Genomic DNA, 23,128 nt, shown 5'->3' on the forward strand with positions numbered 1-23,128 from the left:
CTTATGGACCGGTCGACAGGACCAGCGTGCCGGTCCAGTCGTTGCTCTTGGATGAGAAATCGATGCGCCAGGCCGCCTTGCCATCGACGGCCGCGGCAGGCTTGAAGATCACATCGGGCTTCAGGCGGTCGCACCATCCGCCGCTGCTGGTGCTGGGCCGGATGCGGAAGTTCGCGCTGGTGGCATCTTCCTTCACGAAGGGCGCGGATACCGAGCAACCGTACGGGTCACGGAAATCGAGCGTGACCGTGCGGTCGTTGCCCGTGCCGGTGAACGTCGCCGTGGTGTTGACGTCGGTGTTGGCGTGGCCAACGGTGCCGGTGAGTTTGCCGGTGGGGGTGGCGGCTGTGGCCAGGGTGGGGATCAGGGTCAGTAGGCAGGTGGCGGTTATCGCGCGCAAGCGCGCTCCTACAGGGGCGGGATGCGGCGGGGTGGGAACGTGATCAATACGCATGGTGGAGTCCTTGGTAGATGAGGTAAAAAGCGACGCCGAAGGCGCCGGCCAGGGTGATGACGAGGGCGACCCATCCGGCGCGGATCCGGTGCCGGGTCGGGGGTGGCTCGTCGAGGCACGCGGTGAGCGCGGTGGCCCACGCGGGTGGGACGCGGAGTTGGGTGAGCTTGTCCATTAGCGAGTCTCGGCGAGGGGTGCACGGGCGTTGCGGCCGTCCAGGCTGATGCTGGGTTGCCAGGCATCGGCGGCGCGGAAGGCGATACGCATGTGGTGAGTACGTTGGCGACGCCACCAGCGCTTGCCGGGGTGGTGCATGTCGATCACCAACTCGGCCGGAGCGCCGCGGGTTTTTACGTAGCGCAGCCGGCATTCGAATTCCACGGAGAATTCGGTGACCTGCGGCACGCGCCAGTCGCGAAACCAGCGCAGGGGAATCACGACAGGATCAAGCGGCGCATCGTCTGCCGGACCCCGCGGTATCTCAACCTGGAGGCTCTCCCCGCCGGCATTGGCGACGTGCAATTGACGGGCACGGCGCAGGCGCAGGGCGTCATTGGCCGCTTCCACGCCGATCCGCAGCGCGAACAGCAACTGGTCGAACGTGCAGGTGCTGGCCATGGCGCCCTACCCCTCCGCCAGCCACGCCGGCCGGCGCGGAAAGCCCACGTGGTAGCAAAGCCATTGCAGCACCACCTGGTGCTCGCCCACCTGCAGGATGGTGAAGCTCTTCTCCACGCCGATGATCGAGCCGCGCGGCGAATCGGTGAGGCAGCGATTGAGCAGCGCGCGTGCCTCTTCCACCTGGGTTTCGGTGCTCATCTGGTTGGGGTTGTCACTACCTACCACGATGCGTTTGACGTACTTCACGTCGGTCAGGTCGAACATCCTTTCATCCCCTGGAAAGGGATCGCGACGTGCATAACCGTCGCGACCCACGGTTGCGTGATGCGAGCCGATTAACCGTTGTCGACAGCGCCACCACCGCCGGCACCACCATCGGTAACCGCCACCGGCGCGCCGACCTTGCGCGGCGCGCAAGCGGTCTGCAGGATGTCCATGACGCGGGCCAGGCCTTCCGGCATACCGTTGTCTTCGGCGTGTACTTCGACGTGGTAACGCGCGGAGTTATCCGACTTGCGGGTGTTCTCCTTGTGCGTGGCCACCGAACCGGAGACCTTTGCGGAGGCCTTGAAGATGCCCCAGCCGATCGACATCTCGGCGCTGAACTCGCCCTTCTTGTCTTCGCTTTCGGTCGAGCTGAAGGACGACTTCACTTCCATGTCGAAGGTGATGTCGACCTTGGTCACGCTCAGGTTGGGCACCTTCACGATCGCCAGCAGCGGCACCTCGAGTTCGACATCTTCCTCGGCGATACCACCCGGGTTCTTCGGATCATCCACCGGACGCTTGAAGCGGAACTGCGCGGTGCGGGTCGCACCGACGCCGGTGGGATCCTTGGACGGGTCGGCCGGCGGCATGAAGCCGATGACCTTGATGAAATCCGCCGTTGCCTGGGCGAGCTTCACCTGTGCTTCGCATGCAGCCTGCAGGGGGGACCCGATCAGGTCGCCCATCGGCAGGCCCTTGAACTGGCTACTCATATTGACGAGTTCGTCAGCCATGGTTTGACTCCTTGTGGTGTAGTGCACGGCGCACGGGATGCACGCCGCGGTCCAGCGCGGCTGACGCCGTTAGTCGCCGGGCTTGAACGTCTTGAAGACTCCCTGGGTCTGCGACAGGTGGTTCATCAGCCGCGATGCGCCATCGGTGGGCTCAGTGCCCTCGACGCGCAACACCACGTGCACGGAACCGCCGTTGCGACCGTTGCCGCCACCGTTCGGATCGACCCGCAAGTGCGGTCGACCCGTCTTGCCCTTCCACGCCGGCGCTTCGCCATGCTCCTCGGGTGCCGGCGTGTCGTCTTCGACCAGCGGACCAAGGTCGGCATCGAAGGTGATTTCCACATCCTTGATCCGCAGCACGTTCATCGACACAAGCGGGAGGATCGGCGCGCGGTAGAGGTCTTCGTCATCTTCACCCGCCTGCGGGTGCAATGACGGCATGCGGATCACCACGCTCTTCGGCCGGTTGTTGTCGTCGAAGAAGTCGGAGAGATGCGACATCTGGTGTTGTTCGATACGGTCTTGTGCATCCACCACCGCGCCGGCGATGGCTTCGATCAGGCTATTGAGCGAGGTCTGCGCGGCCATGGTTTATGCCGCCCCCAGGTCGGGGAAGGAATCCACGCGGTTGAGCCAGCCCTTGAGGAACTTTTGCAGCGCGGGGCGCTGCTTCACCAGGTTGGTGTAATAGTCCTTGCGGCCCTGCTTGTAGCGGGCGTACACGGCCTTCGCATCGACCTTGGCCAGCGCGGCCATGGTGCCGCTGCCGATGACGCCATCCTCGCGCAGTGCCGGCACGACGCCCAGGTTGTTCAACACACGCTGGAACAGGCGCGAGGCGTTGGCACCGGCATTGACCTGGAAATCGAAAACGATGTTCGCGAGCGGCTGCAGCGGGATATCGTCGCCGCGGACTGCATCCCAGTACTGCTTCTTGTATATCTTGCCGGCTTGCTCGTCGGTGAGCGCCTTCAGGTTATCGAGCGTGGGCTCGAGATTGAGCAGCGGCTTCGCGAACTGGCGGAAGGTGGCGATGGTCACGCCCTTGTTGGTCGCACCACCCGGATCCGCCGGGTCGTTGACGAAGCCACCTTCGTGTTTCAGCAGTGTGGGAAAAAATGAATTGAAGTCGGCCATGGTGGTGCTCCCTTGCGTTGGTGGGAGCACTTTGCGTTGCGGCTCCGATCACCGGGATCGGGTATTTCCTGATTGTTGCCAGGAACGATGCTGACCCATCCCTCCGCGCACTCGCGCCACCGTTGTAGGAGCGCGCTTGCGCGCGATGGGTGCTTGCCGCTAGACCCATCGCGCGCAAGCGCGCTCCTACATTAGGGGTCCAGGGTGGTCAGGCCTTCGCGCAATGCGTAGCGCGTGAGTTGCGCTATGCCGTTGATGCCGAGCTTGGCCATGATGTGTTCGCGATGGGTGCCGACGGTTTTCACGCTGACGTGCAGGCGTTCGGCGATGTCGCGGGCGCTGAGCCCTTCGGCGAAGAGCTGGGTGATTTCGCGTTCGCGCGCACTCAGCGCCTCACTGCGCGCGAACGCAGGCCCATCGCGGCGGCGCAAGGTGTCGACCAGCAGGTGGGCGATATCGGGGCTGATGAAATAGCGCGAGCGCATCACCGTATCGATCGCGTCACGCAACACGTCGAAGCCATCCCGCTTGAGGACGTAACCATGGGCACCGGCGTCGAAGGCGGCGCGTACCCAGCGTGAGTCGTCGTAGGCGGAGAGGCACAGCAGCCGCGTCTGCGGGCAGCGTGGCGCGATCCGGCGTATCGCCTCGAGCCCGCTAAGCCCGCGCATCGCGCAATCGAACACGATCAGGCCAGGCTGGGTACGCAAGGCGCGGCGCATGCAGTCGCGGCCGTCGGCGGTGCTGCCGATCACCTCGTAGTGCGATGATGAGGCGAGTAATGCGGCTACGCCTTCGCGCAGCAGGGCGTGTTCGTCCGCGAGCAGTACAGTCACCGGCATCACGGCGTTTTCTCCCTGCCGATAACCGCACGCGAACAACGAGACGCACCGCCACGAAGGGCGGTGTTCTTACACTGCGAAGGCATGTTGGATCTCCATCACGGGACGACCGTCGCGTGTGCTCTCGGTTCGGCACCGCGCGCCCCTTGTTGAACCCCTTTTGGCCAGCGCCCCCTGCCGGGCCCCCTGGTCCCCTGTGGATCGGCCGGCCGCCGGGCTCCCCCTGGCGGCCGCCTCGCGCGGGTTTCGCCCGCTTAGGCCGTTACGCGAAGCCGCTGGTATCCCCGTAGGCATCGGGACGCCTGTACTCGCGCCACAGGCGGGTGTCGTCGTGATGGGCGGGGCGGATATCGAAGTCTCCGGCCACGAACAAACTGCCGTTGCCGACCTCCTCACAAGAGAAGGGACGAGCGGCGACCAGAGCGTACCCAGGCGCATCCTTCGCGAAGCCTTCCGCGAGCGTGGCGAGGCTAGCGCCCTCGTCGGCGACGTTACCGCTCGCCCCGGAGCCCAGGCTGGCCAGCACGACCCGCTGGATATCGGAGTGCTTCGCGTACGTGACCACGGCGTCCATCGTTCCGTTTTTCGCTATTTCCTCGTCGTACCCGACGAGGATCACCATATTGAAGTACTGGTGATTGAGGCCATCCAGGGCGTCGACGCCAACGCAGGTGGTGGTCTCCGAAAAGACCTGATGCAGCCGCGTGCCTTCACGTTCGCCGTGGGCGGAACCGTGAGGCCAGGTGATAAGGGTAGTCATGGTCGCTCCAGTCGGTGGAAAGTGGTGCCACGTTACGTCGTAGCACCCCACCGGCCGTATCGGCCAAATCCTGATTTTATGGCTTCACAAAATGACGTCGCGCAACACGCTCACGCCACCAACGCCCCTGCAGGAGCGCGCTCGCGCGTGATTACCCCACACGCTTGCGTGCAAGCCACCAGCCCATCGCCGCCCCCGCCAGCAACCAGCCAAACGCCTGCTCGACCAGATAGGCAAAGGTGAAAGGCGCAGGGAACCGGTACCAGTTCCAGAACGGAACGCTTAGCGTCAACCAAGTAAAAATACCGAAGCCGAGGCCGAACAACAGGCCGCGGCTGAAGCTCGCGCCGGCTCGGACGAGGACAAGGACGACGATCAGCGCGGCCAGCGTATCGCTCAGCCACTGGTGGAACAGGTTATGCCCCATCGCCGTCGGGTCGCGGCCCTGCGGCTGGTACACGATAAAGGCGTACGGGTTGGCTTCACTCTTGGCGCCAAAGGCTTGCACGGCCTTGTCATCGCCGCGCTTGGCCATGTCGAAGTGCGGGATCGCATAGATACCCGTTTCCTGCGGCAACGACGTGCGCAAGGTATCGAGGATACGGTCTTCATCGAGCGGTGCCCGCATGGACATATCACCCAGCGGCAGCGCCATATGGGCGAAGGCCCCCCAGAGAAACATGATCAAACCGCCCATAAGCGTGGCAACGGCAATGCGCATGACGGCTCTCCCATGGCTGGTGTCCCGAGGGTACGTCCACGCAGGACCTAACGAAATCAGCCATTTGGCAGGGGTGCTGGGGGTCGTCGTATCTGGGGGATCGCGCGCAAGCGCGCTCCTACAAGTGCGAAGACCTTGTGGGACCGCAGGGGTGGTGGGGGTCGTCGCAGCTGGGGGATCGCGCGCGAGCGCGCTCCTACAGGGGGCGGGGCTCGTGTAGGAGCGCGCTTGCGCGCGATGCCCCTGGCTATTTATCGCGGGCGGCGGCGCGCGCGGCGCGGAGGGCGGTGAGCTTCTCGCGGAGCTTCAGCTCCAGGCCCCGGTCGACCGGCTCGTAGAAGGTGGTGCCCACCAGCTCATCGGGCAGACACACCTGGTCCAGGGCCACGCCGCCTTCAGCATCGTGGTCGTATTGGTAGCCCTGCCCGTAGCCGAGCCCCTTCATCAGCTTGGTCGGCGCGTTGCGCAGGTGCATCGGCACGTCGAGCGTGCCCATCTCGCGGACCACGGCCTTGGCCTTGTTATAAGCCATGTACGCCGCGTTGCTCTTCGGCGCGATCGCCAGCCAGATCGCGAGCTGGGCGAGGCCGAGTTCGCCTTCGGGGCTGCCGAGGCGTTCATAGGTGTCCCACGCATCGAGAGCCATGCGCCAGGCACGCGGTTCGGCGAGGCCGACATCTTCCACCGCCATGCGCGTCATGCGCCGCGCGAGGTAAAGCGGATCGCAGCCTCCATCGAGCATACGGGTGAGCCAGTACACCGCGGCATCCGGATCTGACGAACGCACTGATTTATGCAGCGCGGAGATCTGGTCGTAGAACTGTTCGCCGCTCTTGTCGAAGCGACGCGTGCGGTCGGCAAGCACCTGCTCCAGCGTGGCGTCATCGATCTTGCTGCCATCGGCCAGCTCGCTCGCGATTTCCAGCAAGGTGAGTGCGCGACGCACGTCGCCGTCGGCGGCCGAGGCGATGAGCTTCAGCGTCGCGTCGTCGACATCGAGCTGAAGCTCGCCGAGACCGCGCTCGCTATCGTCCAGCGCACGACGCAGTGCGGCGACGATGTCGTCGGGGCTGACCGCATCCAGCACATGCACGCGGCAGCGCGAGAGCAACGCGGAGTTGAGTTCGAACGAGGGATTTTCGGTGGTCGCGCCGATGAAGATGATGACGCCGCGTTCGATGTACGGGAGGAACGCATCCTGCTGCGCTTTGTTGAAGCGGTGCACCTCGTCCACGAACAACACGGTACGGCGACCCTGGGCGAAGTTGCCTTCCGCCTCGGCCAGCGCCTTGCGCACATCCGGCAACCCGCTCATCACGGCGGAGATCGCGCGGAAATCGGCGTCGGCGTAACGGGCCACGAGCAACGCGATAGTGGTCTTGCCGCAGCCCGGCGGGCCCCACAGGATCATCGAGTGCACCCTGCCCGCCTCCAGTGCGCGGCGCAGCGGCTTGCCCTCGCCGGCCACACGCGCCTGGCCGACGATCTCGTCGAGGCTGCGCGGGCGCATGCGCTCGGCAAGGGGCTTCAGGGCTTCGGGTTCGGCAAACAGGCCGGGGGACTGATAGGACGGCATACCGCCATTATCGCGCGTTTGCAGCCAGGCCGTTGTCTATACATTGCGACACCCCTGTAGGAGCGCGCTTGCGCGCGATGGGTGCTCGCGGCAAGCCCCATCGCGCGCACGCGCGCTCCTACAGGGGTGGGTTACCGGGGGGCTTGCGGAGCAAGCTGGCGGCCATGCCGGCGACCAGGGCGGCGCCTAGCAGCAGCACGATCCACAGTAACGGGCGGGTCCAGTCGACATGGCTGGAGGTGGCGAGCGCCTTTTCACCGGCCAGGGCGTGGCCTTCGTCCAGCTTTACCGCATCGGGACGCCATGCGGGGCCATTGCGGGTGCGCAGCGCGGCGACGGCGTCGTCCACCGGCCATGCGGCGCGGCGGGCCGAGGCACTGCCGACGTCCAGGCGATAAGGCGGCGTACCTTCGGGCAGGAAGACGAAGCGGTCCGGCCGCCAGCCCACGCTGAGCCTGGGCGCGCTGCGCAGCGCGGTCGGCGAATGCAGGCGGATGAGGTCACGACGCTGCGGCGGTACGCCCAGCGGGCGCGCATCATCCTGGCCCGGCGTGACCACGATCGTGCCCAGGGTATCGCCACTCACCGCACCGGTGACCGAAATCACCTCGAGCCGAGCGACGCTATCGCCGCTGCCCAGGGCGACGCGGACCGCGTCCACCGGCAACGCCGCGGGTAACTTGTAGTCGTAATTCATGCCACCACCGCTCACATCGGCAGTGCTGTTGGCCACGTCGAGCCACTGGCGTTTCGACTCATCACGCGCGGCGGCATCGATCACGCTACCGGAAAGCGTGACCTTGGCACCTTCGCCCCACGGCGCATCGTCACTGCTCGTGCGCACGCGGTAGTAACGCGCGGGAGGACCATCCAGTTTCACCACGCGGGCGTCGACAGCACCCTCGCCGTGGCCCAGCGTCACGATGGACGCATCGGCGGCGCGTGGCTGCCAATCCTGCAAGTTGGTACTCGCATCGATATCGACGCTGAGCTTTACATCGCCTTGCGTCGGCGGAAACTCGAGGCGTTCCGCGGCGATCGCGCTACGCGCATCGAACAGCCATTCATGCACATGGCCGGTGGAAGGCGCCGCGCCCGGCTCGATCACGATATCGCCGCTGGTCGTGCGGCGGATGCTCGGGCCGGCCACGCCGTCGCTGCCGTTGGGTACCGGCAACAACGGGGCGTCCAGGGTCATCGGGTGCGAGGTCGGCTCGGCCGGACGGTACGGGCCCGCGGCGACTTCGCGACCCTTCGCATCCACGATCACCACATCGGCCAGGCCGGCGTCGGGCCGGGCCCACGCATAGGCTTCCTGGGGCAACGCGACCAGGTACGCGTTCGCGCCAGCCGGGGCCTGGATCGCCCAACCGTAGGCGTATAACGGTTCGTCACCGGCATGCGCCGGCGTAAGCGCAGCGGTAAGCGCCGCCACATAGATCACGAACAAGCCGATGCGGCCGTCACGACGCATGCTTGGATTCCGGTGCATTTGATGTTGCCTGCCTTGGCGGTGCGGGTGCGAGGTAGCCGATGACCGTGCAAAGCAGGCCATAAGCGATAAAAGAAGCGATGCCGAACAGATTGCCGAGATGGCCGCGATCGATGAGCAGCAGCTTGGCCAGCACGATAGCCATGCACGCGGCACCGGCCATCCACAACAACCGTTGCCCCCGCCTCGACCCCAACACCCAGGCCACGACGCCCGTCACGCTCCACACCACCGTAAGCCACAATTCGGCCAGGCTGGAGGCAGGCATGTGTTCATCCCAGGGCACGCCACCCAGGTGATGCACGGCGCGCAAGGTCATGCTGGTCGCGATGATGAAGAAGGCGATGGCGAGCACGGCGGGACGCATACGGTGCAGCGCCGGCGGCGTTTCGTCGTCCCATAGCGCACGCGCCAGCAGGGCGAACACCGCCACGAGCACGAGTTCGACCGGGTTTAACACCGGAATGAAGGGCAGCGGGCTCGGGTTACCGGCAACGGTCAGGGCGAACGCGCCGAGCAGCACGCTGAGGCCGAGGCCACCGATGGCGACCACGCGGCGAATGCCCGCGGCGTGCACGGAGAGAGGTGGCGTGATGGCGCGCGGCCAACCGAGGGCGAGCGCGGTCACGAGTAAGGTCGGTGCGACGTAGGCAAGTACCAGCCAGCCATCGCCAACGGCGGGCCGGAAACCAAAAGCGACGTGGGTGGCCGTGTAGATCAGCGCGAGCCACCGCACCCACCAAAGCGTTTGCGCGGTGATCGCGGCCACGCCATGCGCGACGACGGCACGCAACGAGAACCAGCCGGTGACGGCGGCGACCGCGACCGCGGCGAGCGGCCAGCCGGCGAACACCTCGATGCCGTACGTATCGGCATACGGCGCCATCGCGGCGGTGACGGCCAGCGCGAGCGGTACCGACCACGCGAGCATCAGCCCGAGGTCGAGCTTGCGCACATGCCGGTTGCCCTCGGCCAGCAATCCACCGGTGACGGCGAGCAAGGCCATCCACGCCGCCCAGCGCGAGGCATCGGTCTGCACGAAGGCATCGATCTCGGCGCCGAAGCCGAACAGCCACCAGGCCAGGCTCCAGAGCAGCAAGGCCGCGCGGGCGAGGCTACCGATGCCCTTGGACGCGCTGTGCCGGTCGTACTGGAACAGGCAGGCCACACCAGCGATGGTGATCAGCATGGCGCCGACGAAGTAGGTGTTGAGGAACGCGATACCACGCACGCTGCCATGCGGAAAGTCCGCGAGTGCCCAGGCGACGCCCGAGGCAAGCTGCAGGAACATGCCCGCCCAGCGCGGCAAACGACGTTGCTGGCGGAAACCAAGCCAGACCAGGCCCGCGCCTTCCAGGGCAAACACGCACGCGGTCACGCTGGCACTGAGGGCAAGCGGCACCGCGATGGTGGCGAAGGCGACGGCGAGCACCGCCCAGGTGTCGCGCAGCAGATGCATGTCCTCGCGCTTGCGCACGGCAAAGGCGATGGCCACGTACAGCGCGCCCGCCACCAGCGCCGACATCGCCAGCGGCATCGGCCGCCAGTCGAGCAACGCACCCTGCAACAACAAGCTGACGATCGGCGTGCCGAACATCAGGCAGCCATCGAGGATCGCGCGATCGGCGCGCGGCGAACGCAGCACGTGCAGCCAGGGCACGGCGACGTAGAGCAGGAAGAACAGGATGAGGAACGGCTCGGTGCTGCCGAACAGCTCCGGCCGGTAAGCGAGCACGCCCCACGCGGTACCGACGCCGAAGGTACCGACAAAGCCGAGCACGTTGAGGATGCGCCAGGCCTTCTTCCACGCGATGCCGAGGATCCCGAGGTTGAGCACGGCGTAGTACGAGAACAACGCGACGTGGTTGCCCTGCCCGCTCGAGGCGAGGATCGGTGCAGCGAAACCGGCGATAAGCCCAAGCACCGCCAACGCGAGCGAATCCTGCAACACCGCGAGGATACCCAGGCAACCGACGAAGACGATGAGCAGCACAAAGGTCGGCAACGGATCGAGCAAGCCATACAAGCGGTACGCGGCGAAGACCGTCATCACCAGCAAACCAAGCGCACCACCCTGCAACGAAAGCGCGAACGAGCGGCGGGTGTCCCGTTGCAGCCAGCCAAACACCACGCCGGCGATCGCGGCGACGGCGACGATGCTCAGGCGCACCGAGATCGGCACGTGCAGCAGGCCCTGGTCGGCAGCGTATTTGAGGAAGGCGGCGACACCGGCGAACAACACCAGCATGCCCACCTTCACCGGCACGTTGCCTTCGGTGAACCAGCGCTTGGCGGTTTCGATGAAGCGTTCAATCGCGCTGGGGCCGGTCGGTTCAGCGGGCTGCCAGGCCGGCGGCGTTGACGCGCTTGAGGCGCGGGCCGCGGCGGCTGGTGCGGCCGCATCGCGAGCGCGCGTTCTGGGCATCGGCGGCGGCTCGGCCCCGGACGAGGGGGATGCCTGGTAAGCATCGGCGGGCTGGTCCGCGTAAGTGGCGCGCTCCGCGGCGGGTGCCGGAGGAAGCGTCGTTGCGCCTAGCTGGGCGCGTAGCGCCTCAAGCTCCTGCCGCGTCTGCGATAGACGGGCCCAGAGCAAGCCGATGGCAAAGCCCGCGACGGCCCCGGCAACACTCTGCCCGACCACCGCGCCGATGATGGCGCCCACGATAGCCCAAACCACATACATGCCCTTGCCTACCCCCCAACACATCCCCTGTCGTGCCTAGAGTCTGGCATGAAACCCCTTATTTGAAACGGGGCACCCCTGTAGGAGCGCGCTTGCGCGCGATGGGGGCTTGCCGTAACCCGGATCGCGCGCAAGCGCGCTCCTACAGGGGGTAGGTTTAGTGGACGGGTTGGGTTTGTAGGACCGGTGCGTCGCCGATCACGTCGGTGCCTTTGGGCGGCACGAAGTTGAAGGTGTCGGCGGGGATGGCGGTGTTTTTCTGCCAGCCGGCGAACTGGATGCGGGTGGTGTTGCCGATCTGGTCCTTGAATTCCATGCGGGCCAGGCCGCTGGCGTCGAAGCCGAGGTCGGCGTAATCGAACGCCGGGTCCTTCGCGGTGGACGAGAGGCGCAGCCACTGCATGCCATCGTGCTCGCCCTGCTCGGCGACCTTGAAGAAGCCCTTGTCGAGCTGCGACAGGTCGGTGAGCACGGTCAGCGGGCTCTGCGCTTCCTCGCTGCTCTGCTTACGCACGGTGACCTGCTCCAGGTCCGGGTCGTACAACCACACGCGGCTGCCATCGGCAACGATGGTCTGCTTCGACGGCGCGGTCACTTCCCAGCGGAACTGGCGTGGCGCCTCGAGTGAGACGACACCGGTGGTGGTCTTGCCCGGCCCACCGTTCACATCGAACAGGGTCTGGCTGAAACGGCCGGTCAGCGAATGCAAGCCTTTGGCGAAGGCATCCAGGCGCTCGCGCGCCGGGCCTGTCGCCGCGGCGGCGAAGGCAGGCAGGCTGAGCACGAGCAGCGAGGCAGCGAGCAGAAGACGTTTCATGGGCAGGTTCCGTAGGGCGGCATGGCTTCGATAGGTCGGGCGACGCGGCCCCATGCCCAGAAGCACGGTAGCCATGAGCACGATTGTCAGCGATCGGTTTCGAACAGCGACTTAAGCATATCGATGGCCTCGCCTGGCGAGATCTCGCCGGCTTCCATCTTCTCGCTGATATCGGCGATGGCCTTGCCATCGCGGTGCCAGTACGGCGCCGCGCGGGTGGCGACGTGGGCCGGCCGGACCTCCTGGCCCAGCACCAGGATCTCGGCCAGCTCGCCCTGTTCGGCGAAGATGACTTCCAGCGCGTCGTCCACCTCGGCGGTATGCCCGGCCGGGTACTCGCGCACCACGGTGCAGGCGCTGCCATCGGTGGCGCGCAGTTCCAGGCCCGGAATCGAGGGATTCAGCTCGAACACGTTCACGATCTCGTCCAGTACCTCGCGGGTGGGCTTGAGGTCGCCGGTGACGAGCAGGCTCCAGGGGCGCTGGCGTAGCGCACCCGGCTTAAGGGCGTTCATGCGGGTTAATCCTTGGGCGGCGGCGGCGCCAGCACTTCGCGGTTGCCGTTGTGCTGGGGCGCGCTGACGATGCCTTCCTGCTCCATCTGTTCGACGAGGCGGGCGGCACGGTTATAGCCAATGCGCAGGTGACGCTGCACGCCGGAGATGGAGGCGCGGCGCGTCTCCGTCACCACGCGCACGGCACGGTCGTACAGCGCGTTATCGCTGTCGCCATCGCCGTCGACTTCCTGCGGGAGGCCAGCGTCATTGATGATCTTGCCATCCGACGTGCTCTGCACTTCCTCGAGCACGCCCTCGATGTAGTTCGGCGAACCCTGCGCACGCAGCCACTCGACCACGTTATGCACCTCGTGGTCATCCACGAAGGCGCCGTGCACGCGCTCGGGCGTGGCCGTGCCGGGCGGCAGGTAAAGCATGTCACCGTGGCCGAGCAGCGCTTCGGCGCCGCTCTGGTCAAGGATGGTGCGCGAGTCGATCTTCGACGAGACCTGGAACGCGATACGCGTCGGGATGTTCGCCTTGATCAAACCGGTGATCACATCCACCGACGGACGCTGGGTGGCGAGGATCAGGTGCACGCCGGCGGCGCGCGCCTTCTGCGCCAGGCGCGCGATGAGTTCTTCGACCTTCTTGCCGACGATCATCATCATGTCGGCGAATTCGTCGATGATGATGACGATGTGCGGCAGGGTTTCCAGCGGCTCGGCGACCATGCCGGGCATATCGGGGTTGGCGCGGAACAGCGGATCCAGCAGCGGCTGGCCCGACGACTCGGCGTCCTTCACCTTCTTGTTGAAGCCACCGAGGTTACGTACGCCCACCGCGGCCATCAGCTTGTAGCGGCGCTCCATCTCGGCGACACACCAGCGCAGCGCGTTGGCGGCTTCCTTCATATCGGTGACCACGGGCGCCAGCAGGTGCGGGATGCCTTCGTAAACCGAAAGCTCCAGCATCTTCGGGTCGATCATGATCATGCGCACATCCTTGGCGCTGCTCTTGTAGAGCAGGCTGAGGACCATGGCATTCACCGCCACCGACTTACCCGAACCGGTGGTACCGGCGACGAGCAGGTGGGGCATCTTCGCCAGATCGGCCACCACGGCCTTGCCGCCGATGTCCTTGCCCAGGGCCAGCGCCAGCGGCGACTTCACCTGGTCGAAACGCTCGGATTTAAGGATCTCCGAGAGGTAGACGATCTGCTTCTTGGTATTCGGGATTTCCAGGCCGATGACGTTCTTGCCGGGAATGACATCCACGACGCGGACGCTGACCACGGAAAGACCGCGGGCGATGTCCTTGTCGAGGCTGGAGACCTGGCTGCCACGCACGCCGGCAGCCGGTTCCAGTTCAAAACGGGTGATAACCGGGCCCGGGTACACGCCGGCCACGCGGGCTTCCACGCGGAAATCGCGCAGCTTCAGCTCGACCTGGCGCGAGAGCACTTCAAGGGTTTCTTCGGAATAGCCCGGGCCCTGCGGCGGGGCTTCATCCAGCAGCGACAACGGCGGCACTTCGCCATCCATCGACGCGCCGGTAAACAGCGGAATCTGGTTTTCGCGGACAGCGCGGTCGCTCTTCACGACCATGGGCGCGGGCGTTTCGATCCGCACCGGCTCACGCTTCGCCTGCTTCACCGCCTCGGCTTTCTTGACCACCTCGCGCTCGGCGCGGGCGGAACGCGCAGCCATGACCTCGGGGGCCTGACGCACCTTGCCGCCGAACCAGCCGCCCATTTTCATGACCAGCTCGCCGGTGGCGTCCATCAGCTTGAACCACGACAGGCCGGTGGCCAGCGTGATCGCGATAAGGCACACCGCCAGCAGGAGCAGCGGTGCGCCCTTGTCGCCAAACGCATTGTGCAGGCCGTGGCCTACCCACTTGCCGACGATACCGCCCGGGCCTTCCGGCAACACGGGGGTCTCGGTGACGTTCAGGTAGATCAGGGCCGGCGCGGTGATGAAGAAGAACACGAAGCCGATCAGCCGCAGGGAAGGTTCCCACGGCTGGACGTTGCGCTCGCCACGGTGGCGCAGGACCTGGATGCCCAGGGCCAGCAGGAGCAGCGGAAAGAAGTAAGAAACCAGGCCGAAGATGTACCGGAGCAGGTTGGCGATGTTCGCGCCCACCGCACCACCGAAATTGGTGGCGTGCTCGGCCACGCCCATGTGGCCCCAGCTGGGATCCTGATCGTTGTAGCTGAGCAGGCAAACCAGCAGGTACAGGGCGAGCGGGAGCAACAGCAGGGCTCCCGCTTCACGCAGGCGGCGCTTGAGCTCCTCGCTCAAGCCCTCCTTGGCGGCCTTGGGCTGGGCCCGGGCCTGTTTCTTGACTACTTTCGCGCTGCGCGCCACTTAGCGAACCACTCCGGCTTCGGTGCGGGGCATCATGCCATGCCCTGAAGCGCCGGGTGCACCAGCTTGCCGCCTTCGATGTTGATGCCGACGGCCAGCGGGGCGTAGTCGCGCCACTCATTGCCGGCAGCCAGGCGCTGCACGTACGGCAGGATGGCGGCCGAAATGGCGGTGGACGAGGTCTGCGGCACGGCGCCCGGCATGTTGGTCACGCAGAAGTGCGTCACGCCGTGCACGGTGTAGGTCGGCTCCTTCCAGGTGGTCGGACGCGAGGTTTCGAAGCAACCGCCCTGGTCGATCGAGATATCGACGAGGACCGAGCCCTTCTCCATGGTCTTGACCATATCTTCGGTGACCACGCGCGGGGCCTTGGCGCTGGGGATCAGCACGGCGCCGACGACGATGTCGGCGTTACGCACTTCTTCAGCGACCGACGACTCGTAGGCGTACAGCGCGGTGACGTTGGGGCCCAGGGCCATCATTTCGGCCATGCGGTCCGGGCGCTTGTCGAACACCACCACGTTGGCACCGGCCTGGGCGGCCAGGGCGGCAGCGTTGCCACCGGCGGCACCGGCGCCGAGCACCACGACCTTGCCACGCGGGGTGGAGGCCATGCCGCCGAGCAGCTTGCCCTTGCCACCGTTCGGCTGGTGCAGGAGCGTGGTGCCGATCTGGGTGGCGATGCGGCCGGCGATGACCGACATCGGCAGCAGCAGCGGCAGCGCGCCGTTCTCGTCCACGGACTCGAAGGCGATACCGGTCAGGCCGATGTCCAGCAGGCTCTTGGTGAGCGCCGGCTCGGCGGCCAGGTGCAGGTAGCAGAACAGCAGGTGGTGCTTCTTAAGGAGCTTGAGATCGCCCTCGATCGGTTCCTTGACCTTGACGATCAACTCGCCCTTTTCATAAACGGCGGCGGCGTCGGCCACCACGGTGACGCCCAGGGCCGAATAATCGGCATCGGCGTAACCGCTCTTGGTGCCGGCACCGGACTGGATGAAGACCTCATGGCCACGGCGGACCAGATCGGCGGCCGCAGCCGGGATGAGGGCCACGCGGCCTTCAAGGGTCTTGGTTTCGGAGGGGATACCAATGCGCATCTTAGGGAAGATCCTGAAAGTACAGAAATAAGCCCCCATGTGGGGACATGGGCGGCCACCGGCATGTAGCGAATGTCTTGAATCGCACCCCCGTCTTCCCCATTCTTCCGGGTCGACGCAATCTCGCAGAACCTCGACACGGCTTCAGCTTCCTGCCGCAAGAGGCGAGCGGTACGAATGAAACAGCCGCAGCAAACCTGAAGGATTATACATGAGCACCCCCAAGCACAGCCGATTGCTTATCCTCGGCTCTGGTCCGGCCGGCTACACGGCCGCCGTCTACGCGGCCCGCGCCAACCTGAAGCCGATGATGGTCACCGGCCTGCAGCAGGGTGGCCAGCTGATGACCACCACCGAGGTGGACAACTGGCCGGGCGACGAAAAGGGCGTGCAGGGTCCGGAGCTCATGCGCCGCATGGCCGAACACGCCGAGCGCTTCGAGACCGAGATGGTGTTCGACCATGTCCATAACGTGGACCTCAGCAACCGCCCGTTCCGCCTGAAGGGCGACGGCGGCGAGTACACCTGTGATGCGCTGATCATCACTACCGGCGCCACCGCCAAGTACCTGGGCATCGCCTCGGAAGAGAAGTTCAAGGGCCGCGGCGTCTCCGCTTGCGCCACCTGCGATGGCTTCTTCTTCCGCGACCAGGACGTGGTCGTGGTCGGTGGCGGCAACACCGCCGTGGAAGAGGCGCTGTACCTCTCCAACATCGCCCGCAAGGTCTACCTGGTCCACCGCCGCGACAAGCTGCGTGCCGAGAAGATCCAGCAGGACAAGGTGTTCGAAAAGGCCGCCGCGGGCAAGATCGAGCTGATCTGGAACAGCCAGGTCGATGAAGTGCTGGGCGATGACTCCGGCGTCAACGGCGTGCGCGTGAAGGACATCAACACCGGTACCAAGCGCGACCTCGAGGTGCAGGGCTTCTTCGTGGCGATCGGCCACACCCCGAACACCGGCATCTTCGATGGCCAGCTCGATATGAAGGATGGCTACATCCAGATCCAGTCCGGCCTGGCCGGCATGGCCACCGCGACCTCGGTCCCGGGCGTGTTTGCCGCGGGCGATGTGGCCGACCACGTGTACCGCCAGGCGATCACCTCGGCCGGCTTCGGCTGCATGGCCGCGCTGGATGCCGAGCGCTGGCTCGATATGAACCACAAGCTCGATTGATGGAACCGAAGGCCCCGCGCTGCTGACCGCGCGGGGCCTTTCCTCATGAACGACGTCCGCTTCCTGCAGGGCCTGCGCGATGTCCCCGCCGCTGACTGGGACGCGCTTATCCCCGATGGCAACCCCTTCGTCTCCCATGCGTTCCTGCACGGGATGGAAGCGAAGGGCTGCCTGCGTGATGACTACGGCTGGGCGCCCTATCACCTCGCGATCTTCGACGATGGCCGCCTGGTCGCCGCCGCCCCCACCTACCTGAAGGGCAACTCGCACGGCGAGTTCGTCTTCGACTGGAGCTGGGCCGCCGCCTGGGAACGCGCCGGCGGGCAGTACTACCCGAAGATGCTGGTCGCCTCGCCCTACTCGCCAGTGCCCGGGCCGCGCCTGCTGGTGCGCGAGGGGCGGTTGGCGGACGTGTACCGGAACCGGCTGACCGGGGCCCTGGTCGACGAGGCCGAACGGCTGGGACTGTCGTCGATCCACGCCAATTTCCTCGCGGACGCTGACCTGCATGCCTTCGACGACGAGTGGCTTGCCCGGTCGGACTTCCAGTTCCACTGGCATAACCAGGGTTACGGAACGTTCGACGACTTCCTCGGCGCCCTGACCGCCAAGAAGCGGAAGAACATCCGCCAGGAACGGGCCAAGGCGCATGCATCGGGGCTCACCCTGGAGATGCGCGGCGGCGATGAACTCTCCGATACCGAATGGCGGCAGATCCACGGCCTGTACGAGCTGACCTTCGACATGAAGGGCAACCACGCGGCGCTGACCGCGCGGTTCTTCCAGTACCTGGGCCGCACACTCGGCCGGGACGTACAGGTGGCGATGGCCCGCGACGAGCGCGATATCGTCGCCATGGCCTTGTTCCTGCGCGGCGGCGGTGCCCTGTACGGGCGTTACTGGGGGGCCAGTGTCGAGGTCTCGGGGTTGCATTTCGAGCTCTGCTATTACCGCGGCATCGACTATGCGATCCGCGAAGGCCTCACCCGCTTCGAGCCGGGCGCCCAGGGCGAGCACAAGCTGGCCCGCGGCTTCCTGCCCACCCTCACCCACTCGCGCCATTACATCGCCCACGAAGGCTTCCGCCGCGCCGTGGCCGAGGCGCTTGAACAAGAAGCCGAACACCGCGACGCTTACCGGGCCGAACTGCTCACCCATTCGCCGTACGCGGAACGATGATTCGCCTGCCCCAGCTCCACCTCACCCGCCCTGGCCAGTTCCCCGATCCGGAACAGGCCATGGACGAACCCAACGGCCTGCTCGCCTGGGGCGGCGACCTTTCGGCTGCGCGTTTGCTGGCCGCGTATTCACAGGGCGTGTTCCCGTGGTTCAACGCCGATGAGCCGATCCTCTGGTGGTCGCCGGATCCGCGCTGCGTGTTCCGTACCGACGGCGTGCACATAAGCCGCAGCTTCCAGAAGCAGCTGGCGAAGACGAACTGGCGGCTCACAGCGGATACGTCCTTCGCGCGCGTCATGCGCGCCTGCGCCGAGCCACGCAATGGCCAGCCCGGCACGTGGATCAGCGATGAAATGATCGCTGCCTATATGGAGCTGCACCGACTAGGTCACGCACACAGTGTGGAGGTGTGGGACCGCGGCTCGCTGGTCGGTGGCATTTACGGCGTAGCGATCGGCCGGCTGTTCTGCGGCGAATCGATGTTCAGCGCGCGCACGGGTGGTTCGAAGGTGGCGCTGGCCGGCCTGTGCCAGCTGCTGCACGGCTGGGGGTTTCCCTTGCTCGATGCCCAGGTCACCAACCCACATCTGGTGAGCATGGGCGCCATCGAACTCCCGCGAAAGCAGTTCGTCGCCCAGGCCCGCCGCCTGGCTGCGATGCCTGGTATGCCCGGCAGCTGGATCAAAGCGCAGGTACCGCTTCCTAAGTGATAGGTCCTCAGTAACCACGCGTTACCTTGCTGACTTCCTATCAGTGCAGGAACGGCATAACGATCAAAATGAGTCCAGCGACTACCGCAATGACGCTTGCCCAGAGCGCGACATAACCGTCTCGGTTACCTTCAGCGATGAGCCTTTTGATTTGCCCAAGAGCCGTCACATCTTGCCCGTAGAGCGCTCGGTATTTGAGATAGATCCGCCAGCTAGGGATGGCACTGATTCCAAGCACGAGAAGCGCGGCGAGATGAAATAGTCGGTAGTTCTCGCTCGTCATTTCTTGCCTTCAATGCCCGCCGCCGTCGTGTGCGCGACGCCATTTAGGATGGCGATCCTTTCGTGGCACTTTCGCTGGGTCAGCTAAACCTACCGCGAGCGATGGCCACTCATTTCAGCGCCGGCGTTCTTCGGCAGCAGCGCACACACGGGCGCGGCGAGTAGCGAAATGAAGGTAACGACGAGGAAGGCCACGCTAAAGTCCGGCAACGCCGCGTGCTCCCGGCCGCCCCACACCACGCTCACCTGCAACGCCGCGGCCGCCACGCAGATACCCAGTGACAGCATCAGCTGCTGAAACGTCGTATAGAAGCTCGTCGCGCTCGAGAACCGCTCGCTCGGCACGTCCGCGTACGCCACCGTGTTGTACGCGCTGAACTGCAGCGACTGGAAAAACCCGGAGAACAGCAGCACCGCATAGATGATCCACAACGGCCAGTCCGGCCGGAATGCGGCGCATAGCGCCACGCAGACCATCGAGAACACCCCGTTCCACACCAGCGTCGCGCGGAAGCCCCAGCGGCGCAGCACCGGCGCGGCGGTGGCCTTCATCAGCATGGCACCCAGCGCGGAGACGAAGGTGATCACGCCGCTATGCGCCGCCGAGAGGCCAAAGCCTAGCTGCATCATCAACGGCAACAGGAACGGCACCGCACCGGCGGTGATGCGCGTCAGCGAACCGGCAATCACCGACAGGCGGAAGGTGGGGAATGCCATCAGCGACGTATCGAGGATCGGGTGCGCGATCCGGCGTGAATACAGCAGGTAACCCGTGCCAGAGATCATGCCGGCGACAATCAGCCCCATCGAACCGTACAACGAAGACGAGCCACGGCTGGCCAGCTCCAGGCCAAACACCAGGCACGAGAGCGAAGCGCCAGAGAGCACGAAGCCCATGCGATCGAACGGCACGCGCTCGGTGAGCCTGACGTCGGGGATGTACTTCGTCGCAAGCCAGATACCGATGAGACCGATCGGCACGTTGATATAGAAGATCCAGCGCCACGACACCCAGGTGACGATGAAGCCACCGAGCGGCGGCCCGACCACCGGGCCGATCAGCGCCGGCACGAGTAGCCACGACATGGCGCTGACCAGCTCCGACTTCGGCACCGAGCGCAGCAGGACCAGGCGGCCGACCGGCACCATCATGGCGCCGCCGATGCCTTGCAGCAGGCGTGACACCACCAGCAGTGGCAGGTTGGAGGCGAAGCCGCAGAGGATCGAGCCGATCGTGAACAGCGCGATGGCCGCGCGGAACACGTTGCGCGAGCCATAACGATCGGCGATGGCGCCGCTGGCGGGGATGAATACGGCGAGGCTGAGCATGTACGAGGTCAGCGCCACGCTCATGTGCAGCGGCGAGACATCAAACGAGGTCGCCATGGCCGGTAGCGCGGTGGCCAGGATGGTGCCGTCCAACTGCTCCATAAACATCGCGCTCGCGATGATCAGGGCAACGGTGCGAAAGCCAGGGGCGGTGGTCATCCGGGGGAGCGCGGCGGAGGAGCCGGCATTTTAGCAGAGCCTTCCCACCCGCGTTCGCTGCGGAACACCCGTTCTGCCCCGGAAAGCGGGTCTATGAAGAATAATTCACGGGCCAGCAGGCACATGGGTTCGGCGAAGCCCGGTGGTTCATCGCGTAGCGTCGGGTAGAACACATCACCAGCGATCGGTGCGCCCAGTGCGGCCATGTGCACGCGCAGCTGGTGTTTGCGGCCAGTGACGGGCTGCAAGCGGTAACGCCAGAGGCCTTCGCCGCGCTCCAGCACCTCGATGACCGTCCGCGCGTTCGGCTCGCCCGGCACTTCCTGCATGCGGAAGAACGGTTCGCCGCGTTCGAGACGGCTTTCGTGCACATAGGGGAAGGTGAGGCCCGGCAACGGTGGCGCCAGGGCTTCGTAGGTCTTCTCGATCCGCCGCTCGCGGAACAGGCGCGTATAGGCGTCGCGGCTGGACGGGCGCGCGGAGAACACGACCAGACCGGCGGTGGCGCGATCGAGCCGATGCAACGCGACCAGGTCCGGGTTGCCGAGACGGCGAGCCAGGCGCACGGATAAGGTCTCTTCGACGTAGGCACCGGCGGGCATTACCGCCAGGAAGTGCGGCTTGTCGGCCACGACAAGGTCGTCATCCACGTAGACCAGGGTTTCCTCGAAGGGAACGCGCGGCTCGGCCGGCACCTCGCGGCGGTAGAACACCGTGGCACCTGGGCGGTACGGCGTCGCCAGGTCGAGCGCCGCGTCGCCATCATCCACCAGGCCGCGCGCCATGCGCTGCGCCCATTCGGCCAATGGGATGGCCGGGAAACGTTCCGCGAGAAATGCCAGCACGGTCGGCCATGGACCGGGCGGAAGCGTGACGCGGCTTTTGGGGAGGTGGGGCATGGTGGGCATTGTGCCGTGCGGCGGGCCTATCGCGCGCAAGCGCGCTCCTACAGGACTGCTGCAGGTTTTTTGTAGGAGCGCGCTTGCGCGCGATCGCGGGAGCCCGCCCTATGGGCGGGGTGGGCTCCCGCGATGGGTGCGCGCAATACTCCGCCCCCAGTCGTGCGCATATACTGCAAACACCTATCCCCACTTTCGTTTGGCGAGGTCGTTGCACCCGTGATCGGCCGTTTCTTCAGGAAGCTATTTGGCCGCGGGACCGGCGTGCCCCCGCGCCGGACCAAGCCGGAACACGTATTCGTGGCCGTGGCCGTCGATGACGAGCGCGGGCCTGTCAACGCGATCGCCGCGGAGGAAGTGGAGGATCGTTTCTACCGCCTGCTGCTCGGCGTGCCGACCTCGGCCGAGCCAGCGATGAGCGCGGCTGAACAGGTCGCGGTGCGGCGCGTGCGCGACGCCTTCGGCGCCGAACGCTTCGACGTGAGCACCCTGCCCCGGCTGCCTTCGGTGGTCCCGCAGCTGATGCGTTCGCTGCGCAGCGACGACACCAGCAGCCGCATGCTGGCCGAACAGATCAGCCGCGATACCGTGCTGGTCGGCGAGATCATCCGGGTCGCGAACAGCGCCTACTTCCGCACCACACGCCCGGTCACCGGCCTGCCCCAGGCGATCACCCTGCTCGGCCAGAACGGCTTGCGCCGCGTCGTGATGCAACTCGTGATGCGGCCGATCCTGCGCACCGATACCGACCCGACCAGCCGCGCCGCGGGCGATCGCCTGTGGGAACACGCCGAACGCTGCGCACGCACCTGCGTGTTCCTCAGCCGGCCGGCGGCCGATCCGTTCGAAGCCTTCCTCGCCGGCCTGGTCACCCAGACCGGCGCGCAAACCATCCTGATGGAACTGGATGCCTCATCGGGCCTCGCCCAGGACAACCTGAGCCGGCCCTTCATCGCCGCTATCGGGCAGCAGATCGAACGTCTTTCGCTACACGCGGCTCGGCAGTGGCAATTCCCGTCACGCGTGGTCCAGGCCCTGGCTGAACGCGCCGACCCGGCCGACGCCGGCGCCCGCACGCCACTCGGGCGCGCGCTGCTCGCCTCCAGCCGCATCGCGATGCTGGATGTGCTGGTTGAACACGGCCTCGCCGATCCGGAAAGCGTGTTGCTGGCGACCCCCGCCCAAGGCTTCAGCCAGGACCGCCTGCTAGCCGCCCGCGACGACCTCCGCACCCCCACAGCCGCCGAAGCCTGAACCCACCCCTGTAGGAGCGCGCTTGCGCGCGATGGGTGCTCGCGGCAACCGACCATCGCGCGCAAGCGCGCT

At 66.0% G+C, this 23,128-nt stretch carries 24 protein-coding genes; 4 read left to right on the forward strand and 20 right to left on the reverse strand.

Features of this window, described 5'->3' with window-relative positions; genetic code table 11:
• Position 1: 1 nt before the first annotated feature.
• From VGN46_RS14435 to VGN46_RS14515, 17 genes are all read right to left on the reverse strand, one after another.
• On the reverse strand, positions 2 to 400 hold the full coding sequence (locus VGN46_RS14435; RefSeq protein WP_331644415.1) for a hypothetical protein: 399 nt from the start codon (positions 398 to 400) through the stop codon (positions 2 to 4).
• Between the two features lie 43 nt (positions 401 to 443).
• Positions 444 to 629 (reverse strand): hypothetical protein, encoded by a 186-nt coding sequence (locus VGN46_RS14440; RefSeq protein WP_331644416.1) that lies wholly within the window; start codon positions 627 to 629, stop codon positions 444 to 446.
• Positions 629 to 1,072, reverse strand: coding sequence for a hypothetical protein (locus VGN46_RS14445; RefSeq protein ID WP_331644417.1), 444 nt, complete (start codon positions 1,070 to 1,072; stop codon positions 629 to 631). The genes VGN46_RS14440 and VGN46_RS14445 overlap by 1 nt, the downstream gene beginning before the upstream one ends.
• A 6-nt stretch (positions 1,073 to 1,078) precedes the next feature.
• A complete protein-coding gene (locus tag VGN46_RS14450) occupies positions 1,079 to 1,339 on the reverse strand; it encodes a hypothetical protein (protein WP_331644418.1) in 261 nt (86 codons plus the stop codon).
• A gap of 71 nt (positions 1,340 to 1,410) precedes the next feature.
• On the reverse strand, positions 1,411 to 2,076 hold the full coding sequence (locus tag VGN46_RS14455) for a DUF2589 domain-containing protein (protein WP_331644419.1): 666 nt from the start codon (positions 2,074 to 2,076) through the stop codon (positions 1,411 to 1,413).
• A gap of 69 nt (positions 2,077 to 2,145) precedes the next feature.
• The gene (locus VGN46_RS14460; protein WP_331644420.1) at positions 2,146 to 2,664 is read right to left on the reverse strand and encodes a DUF2589 domain-containing protein; all 519 of its coding nucleotides are present in this window, start codon (positions 2,662 to 2,664) and stop codon (positions 2,146 to 2,148) included.
• 3 nt (positions 2,665 to 2,667) lie between these two features.
• Positions 2,668 to 3,213 carry a glycoside hydrolase family 108 protein gene (locus VGN46_RS14465; protein ID WP_331644421.1) on the reverse strand — a complete coding sequence of 182 codons (546 nt, stop codon included), beginning with the start codon at positions 3,211 to 3,213 and terminating at the stop codon, positions 2,668 to 2,670.
• Positions 3,214 to 3,404: 191 nt separating this feature from the next.
• Positions 3,405 to 4,055, reverse strand: coding sequence for a response regulator transcription factor (locus VGN46_RS14470; RefSeq protein ID WP_331644422.1), 651 nt, complete (start codon positions 4,053 to 4,055; stop codon positions 3,405 to 3,407).
• Between the two features lie 262 nt (positions 4,056 to 4,317).
• Positions 4,318 to 4,815 (reverse strand): hypothetical protein, encoded by a 498-nt coding sequence (locus VGN46_RS14475; protein WP_331644423.1) that lies wholly within the window; start codon positions 4,813 to 4,815, stop codon positions 4,318 to 4,320.
• A gap of 151 nt (positions 4,816 to 4,966) precedes the next feature.
• Positions 4,967 to 5,536 carry a hypothetical protein gene (locus VGN46_RS14480; protein WP_331644424.1) on the reverse strand — a complete coding sequence of 190 codons (570 nt, stop codon included), beginning with the start codon at positions 5,534 to 5,536 and terminating at the stop codon, positions 4,967 to 4,969.
• A gap of 247 nt (positions 5,537 to 5,783) precedes the next feature.
• Positions 5,784 to 7,112: a replication-associated recombination protein A gene (locus tag VGN46_RS14485; RefSeq protein WP_331644425.1), complete on the reverse strand. Its 1,329-nt coding sequence runs from the start codon at positions 7,110 to 7,112 to the stop codon at positions 5,784 to 5,786.
• A gap of 118 nt (positions 7,113 to 7,230) precedes the next feature.
• Positions 7,231 to 8,586 (reverse strand): DUF3999 family protein, encoded by a 1,356-nt coding sequence (locus VGN46_RS14490; RefSeq protein ID WP_331644426.1) that lies wholly within the window; start codon positions 8,584 to 8,586, stop codon positions 7,231 to 7,233.
• The gene (locus VGN46_RS14495) at positions 8,576 to 11,287 is read right to left on the reverse strand and encodes a DUF2339 domain-containing protein (protein WP_331644427.1); all 2,712 of its coding nucleotides are present in this window, start codon (positions 11,285 to 11,287) and stop codon (positions 8,576 to 8,578) included. The genes VGN46_RS14490 and VGN46_RS14495 overlap by 11 nt, the downstream gene beginning before the upstream one ends.
• 157 nt (positions 11,288 to 11,444) lie before the next feature.
• Positions 11,445 to 12,104 (reverse strand): outer membrane lipoprotein chaperone LolA, encoded by a 660-nt coding sequence (gene lolA, locus VGN46_RS14500; protein ID WP_331644428.1) that lies wholly within the window; start codon positions 12,102 to 12,104, stop codon positions 11,445 to 11,447.
• Positions 12,105 to 12,190: 86 nt separating this feature from the next.
• A complete protein-coding gene (locus VGN46_RS14505) occupies positions 12,191 to 12,619 on the reverse strand; it encodes a hypothetical protein (protein WP_331644429.1) in 429 nt (142 codons plus the stop codon).
• A gap of 5 nt (positions 12,620 to 12,624) precedes the next feature.
• Positions 12,625 to 14,973 (reverse strand): DNA translocase FtsK, encoded by a 2,349-nt coding sequence (locus VGN46_RS14510; RefSeq protein WP_414675259.1) that lies wholly within the window; start codon positions 14,971 to 14,973, stop codon positions 12,625 to 12,627.
• A gap of 32 nt (positions 14,974 to 15,005) precedes the next feature.
• Positions 15,006 to 16,070 (reverse strand): alanine dehydrogenase, encoded by a 1,065-nt coding sequence (locus VGN46_RS14515; RefSeq protein ID WP_331644431.1) that lies wholly within the window; start codon positions 16,068 to 16,070, stop codon positions 15,006 to 15,008.
• 211 nt (positions 16,071 to 16,281) lie between these two features.
• Here VGN46_RS14515 and trxB point away from each other — a divergent pair, with 211 nt between their 5' ends.
• Genes trxB through aat form a run of 3 tightly spaced genes read left to right on the forward strand, consistent with a single transcriptional unit; the run spans position 16,282 to position 19,133 of the window.
• On the forward strand, positions 16,282 to 17,244 hold the full coding sequence (gene trxB, locus VGN46_RS14520) for a thioredoxin-disulfide reductase (protein ID WP_331644432.1): 963 nt from the start codon (positions 16,282 to 16,284) through the stop codon (positions 17,242 to 17,244).
• Positions 17,245 to 17,289: 45 nt separating this feature from the next.
• On the forward strand, positions 17,290 to 18,423 hold the full coding sequence (locus tag VGN46_RS14525) for a GNAT family N-acetyltransferase (RefSeq protein ID WP_331644433.1): 1,134 nt from the start codon (positions 17,290 to 17,292) through the stop codon (positions 18,421 to 18,423).
• Positions 18,420 to 19,133, forward strand: a complete 714-nt coding sequence (aat, locus tag VGN46_RS14530; protein ID WP_331644434.1) for a leucyl/phenylalanyl-tRNA--protein transferase — start codon at positions 18,420 to 18,422, stop codon at positions 19,131 to 19,133. The genes VGN46_RS14525 and aat overlap by 4 nt, the downstream gene beginning before the upstream one ends.
• Positions 19,134 to 19,173: 40 nt before the next feature.
• On the opposite strand, the gene VGN46_RS14535 is transcribed toward aat, so the two are convergent.
• The 3 genes from VGN46_RS14535 to VGN46_RS14545 all read right to left on the reverse strand — a co-directional run bounded on the left by VGN46_RS14535 (position 19,174) and on the right by VGN46_RS14545 (position 21,802).
• A complete protein-coding gene (locus VGN46_RS14535; RefSeq protein ID WP_331644435.1) occupies positions 19,174 to 19,416 on the reverse strand; it encodes a hypothetical protein in 243 nt (80 codons plus the stop codon).
• 89 nt (positions 19,417 to 19,505) lie between these two features.
• Positions 19,506 to 20,903 (reverse strand): MFS transporter, encoded by a 1,398-nt coding sequence (locus tag VGN46_RS14540; protein ID WP_331644436.1) that lies wholly within the window; start codon positions 20,901 to 20,903, stop codon positions 19,506 to 19,508.
• Positions 20,900 to 21,802 carry a pseudouridine synthase gene (locus VGN46_RS14545; RefSeq protein ID WP_331644437.1) on the reverse strand — a complete coding sequence of 301 codons (903 nt, stop codon included), beginning with the start codon at positions 21,800 to 21,802 and terminating at the stop codon, positions 20,900 to 20,902. The genes VGN46_RS14540 and VGN46_RS14545 overlap by 4 nt, the downstream gene beginning before the upstream one ends.
• Positions 21,803 to 22,021: 219 nt before the next feature.
• Here VGN46_RS14545 and VGN46_RS14550 point away from each other — a divergent pair, with 219 nt between their 5' ends.
• Positions 22,022 to 23,056: an HDOD domain-containing protein gene (locus tag VGN46_RS14550; protein ID WP_331644438.1), complete on the forward strand. Its 1,035-nt coding sequence runs from the start codon at positions 22,022 to 22,024 to the stop codon at positions 23,054 to 23,056.
• Positions 23,057 to 23,128 lie beyond the last annotated feature (72 nt).

Source organism: Luteibacter sp., from assembly GCF_036500425.1.
GTDB lineage: Bacteria > Pseudomonadota > Gammaproteobacteria > Xanthomonadales > Rhodanobacteraceae > Luteibacter.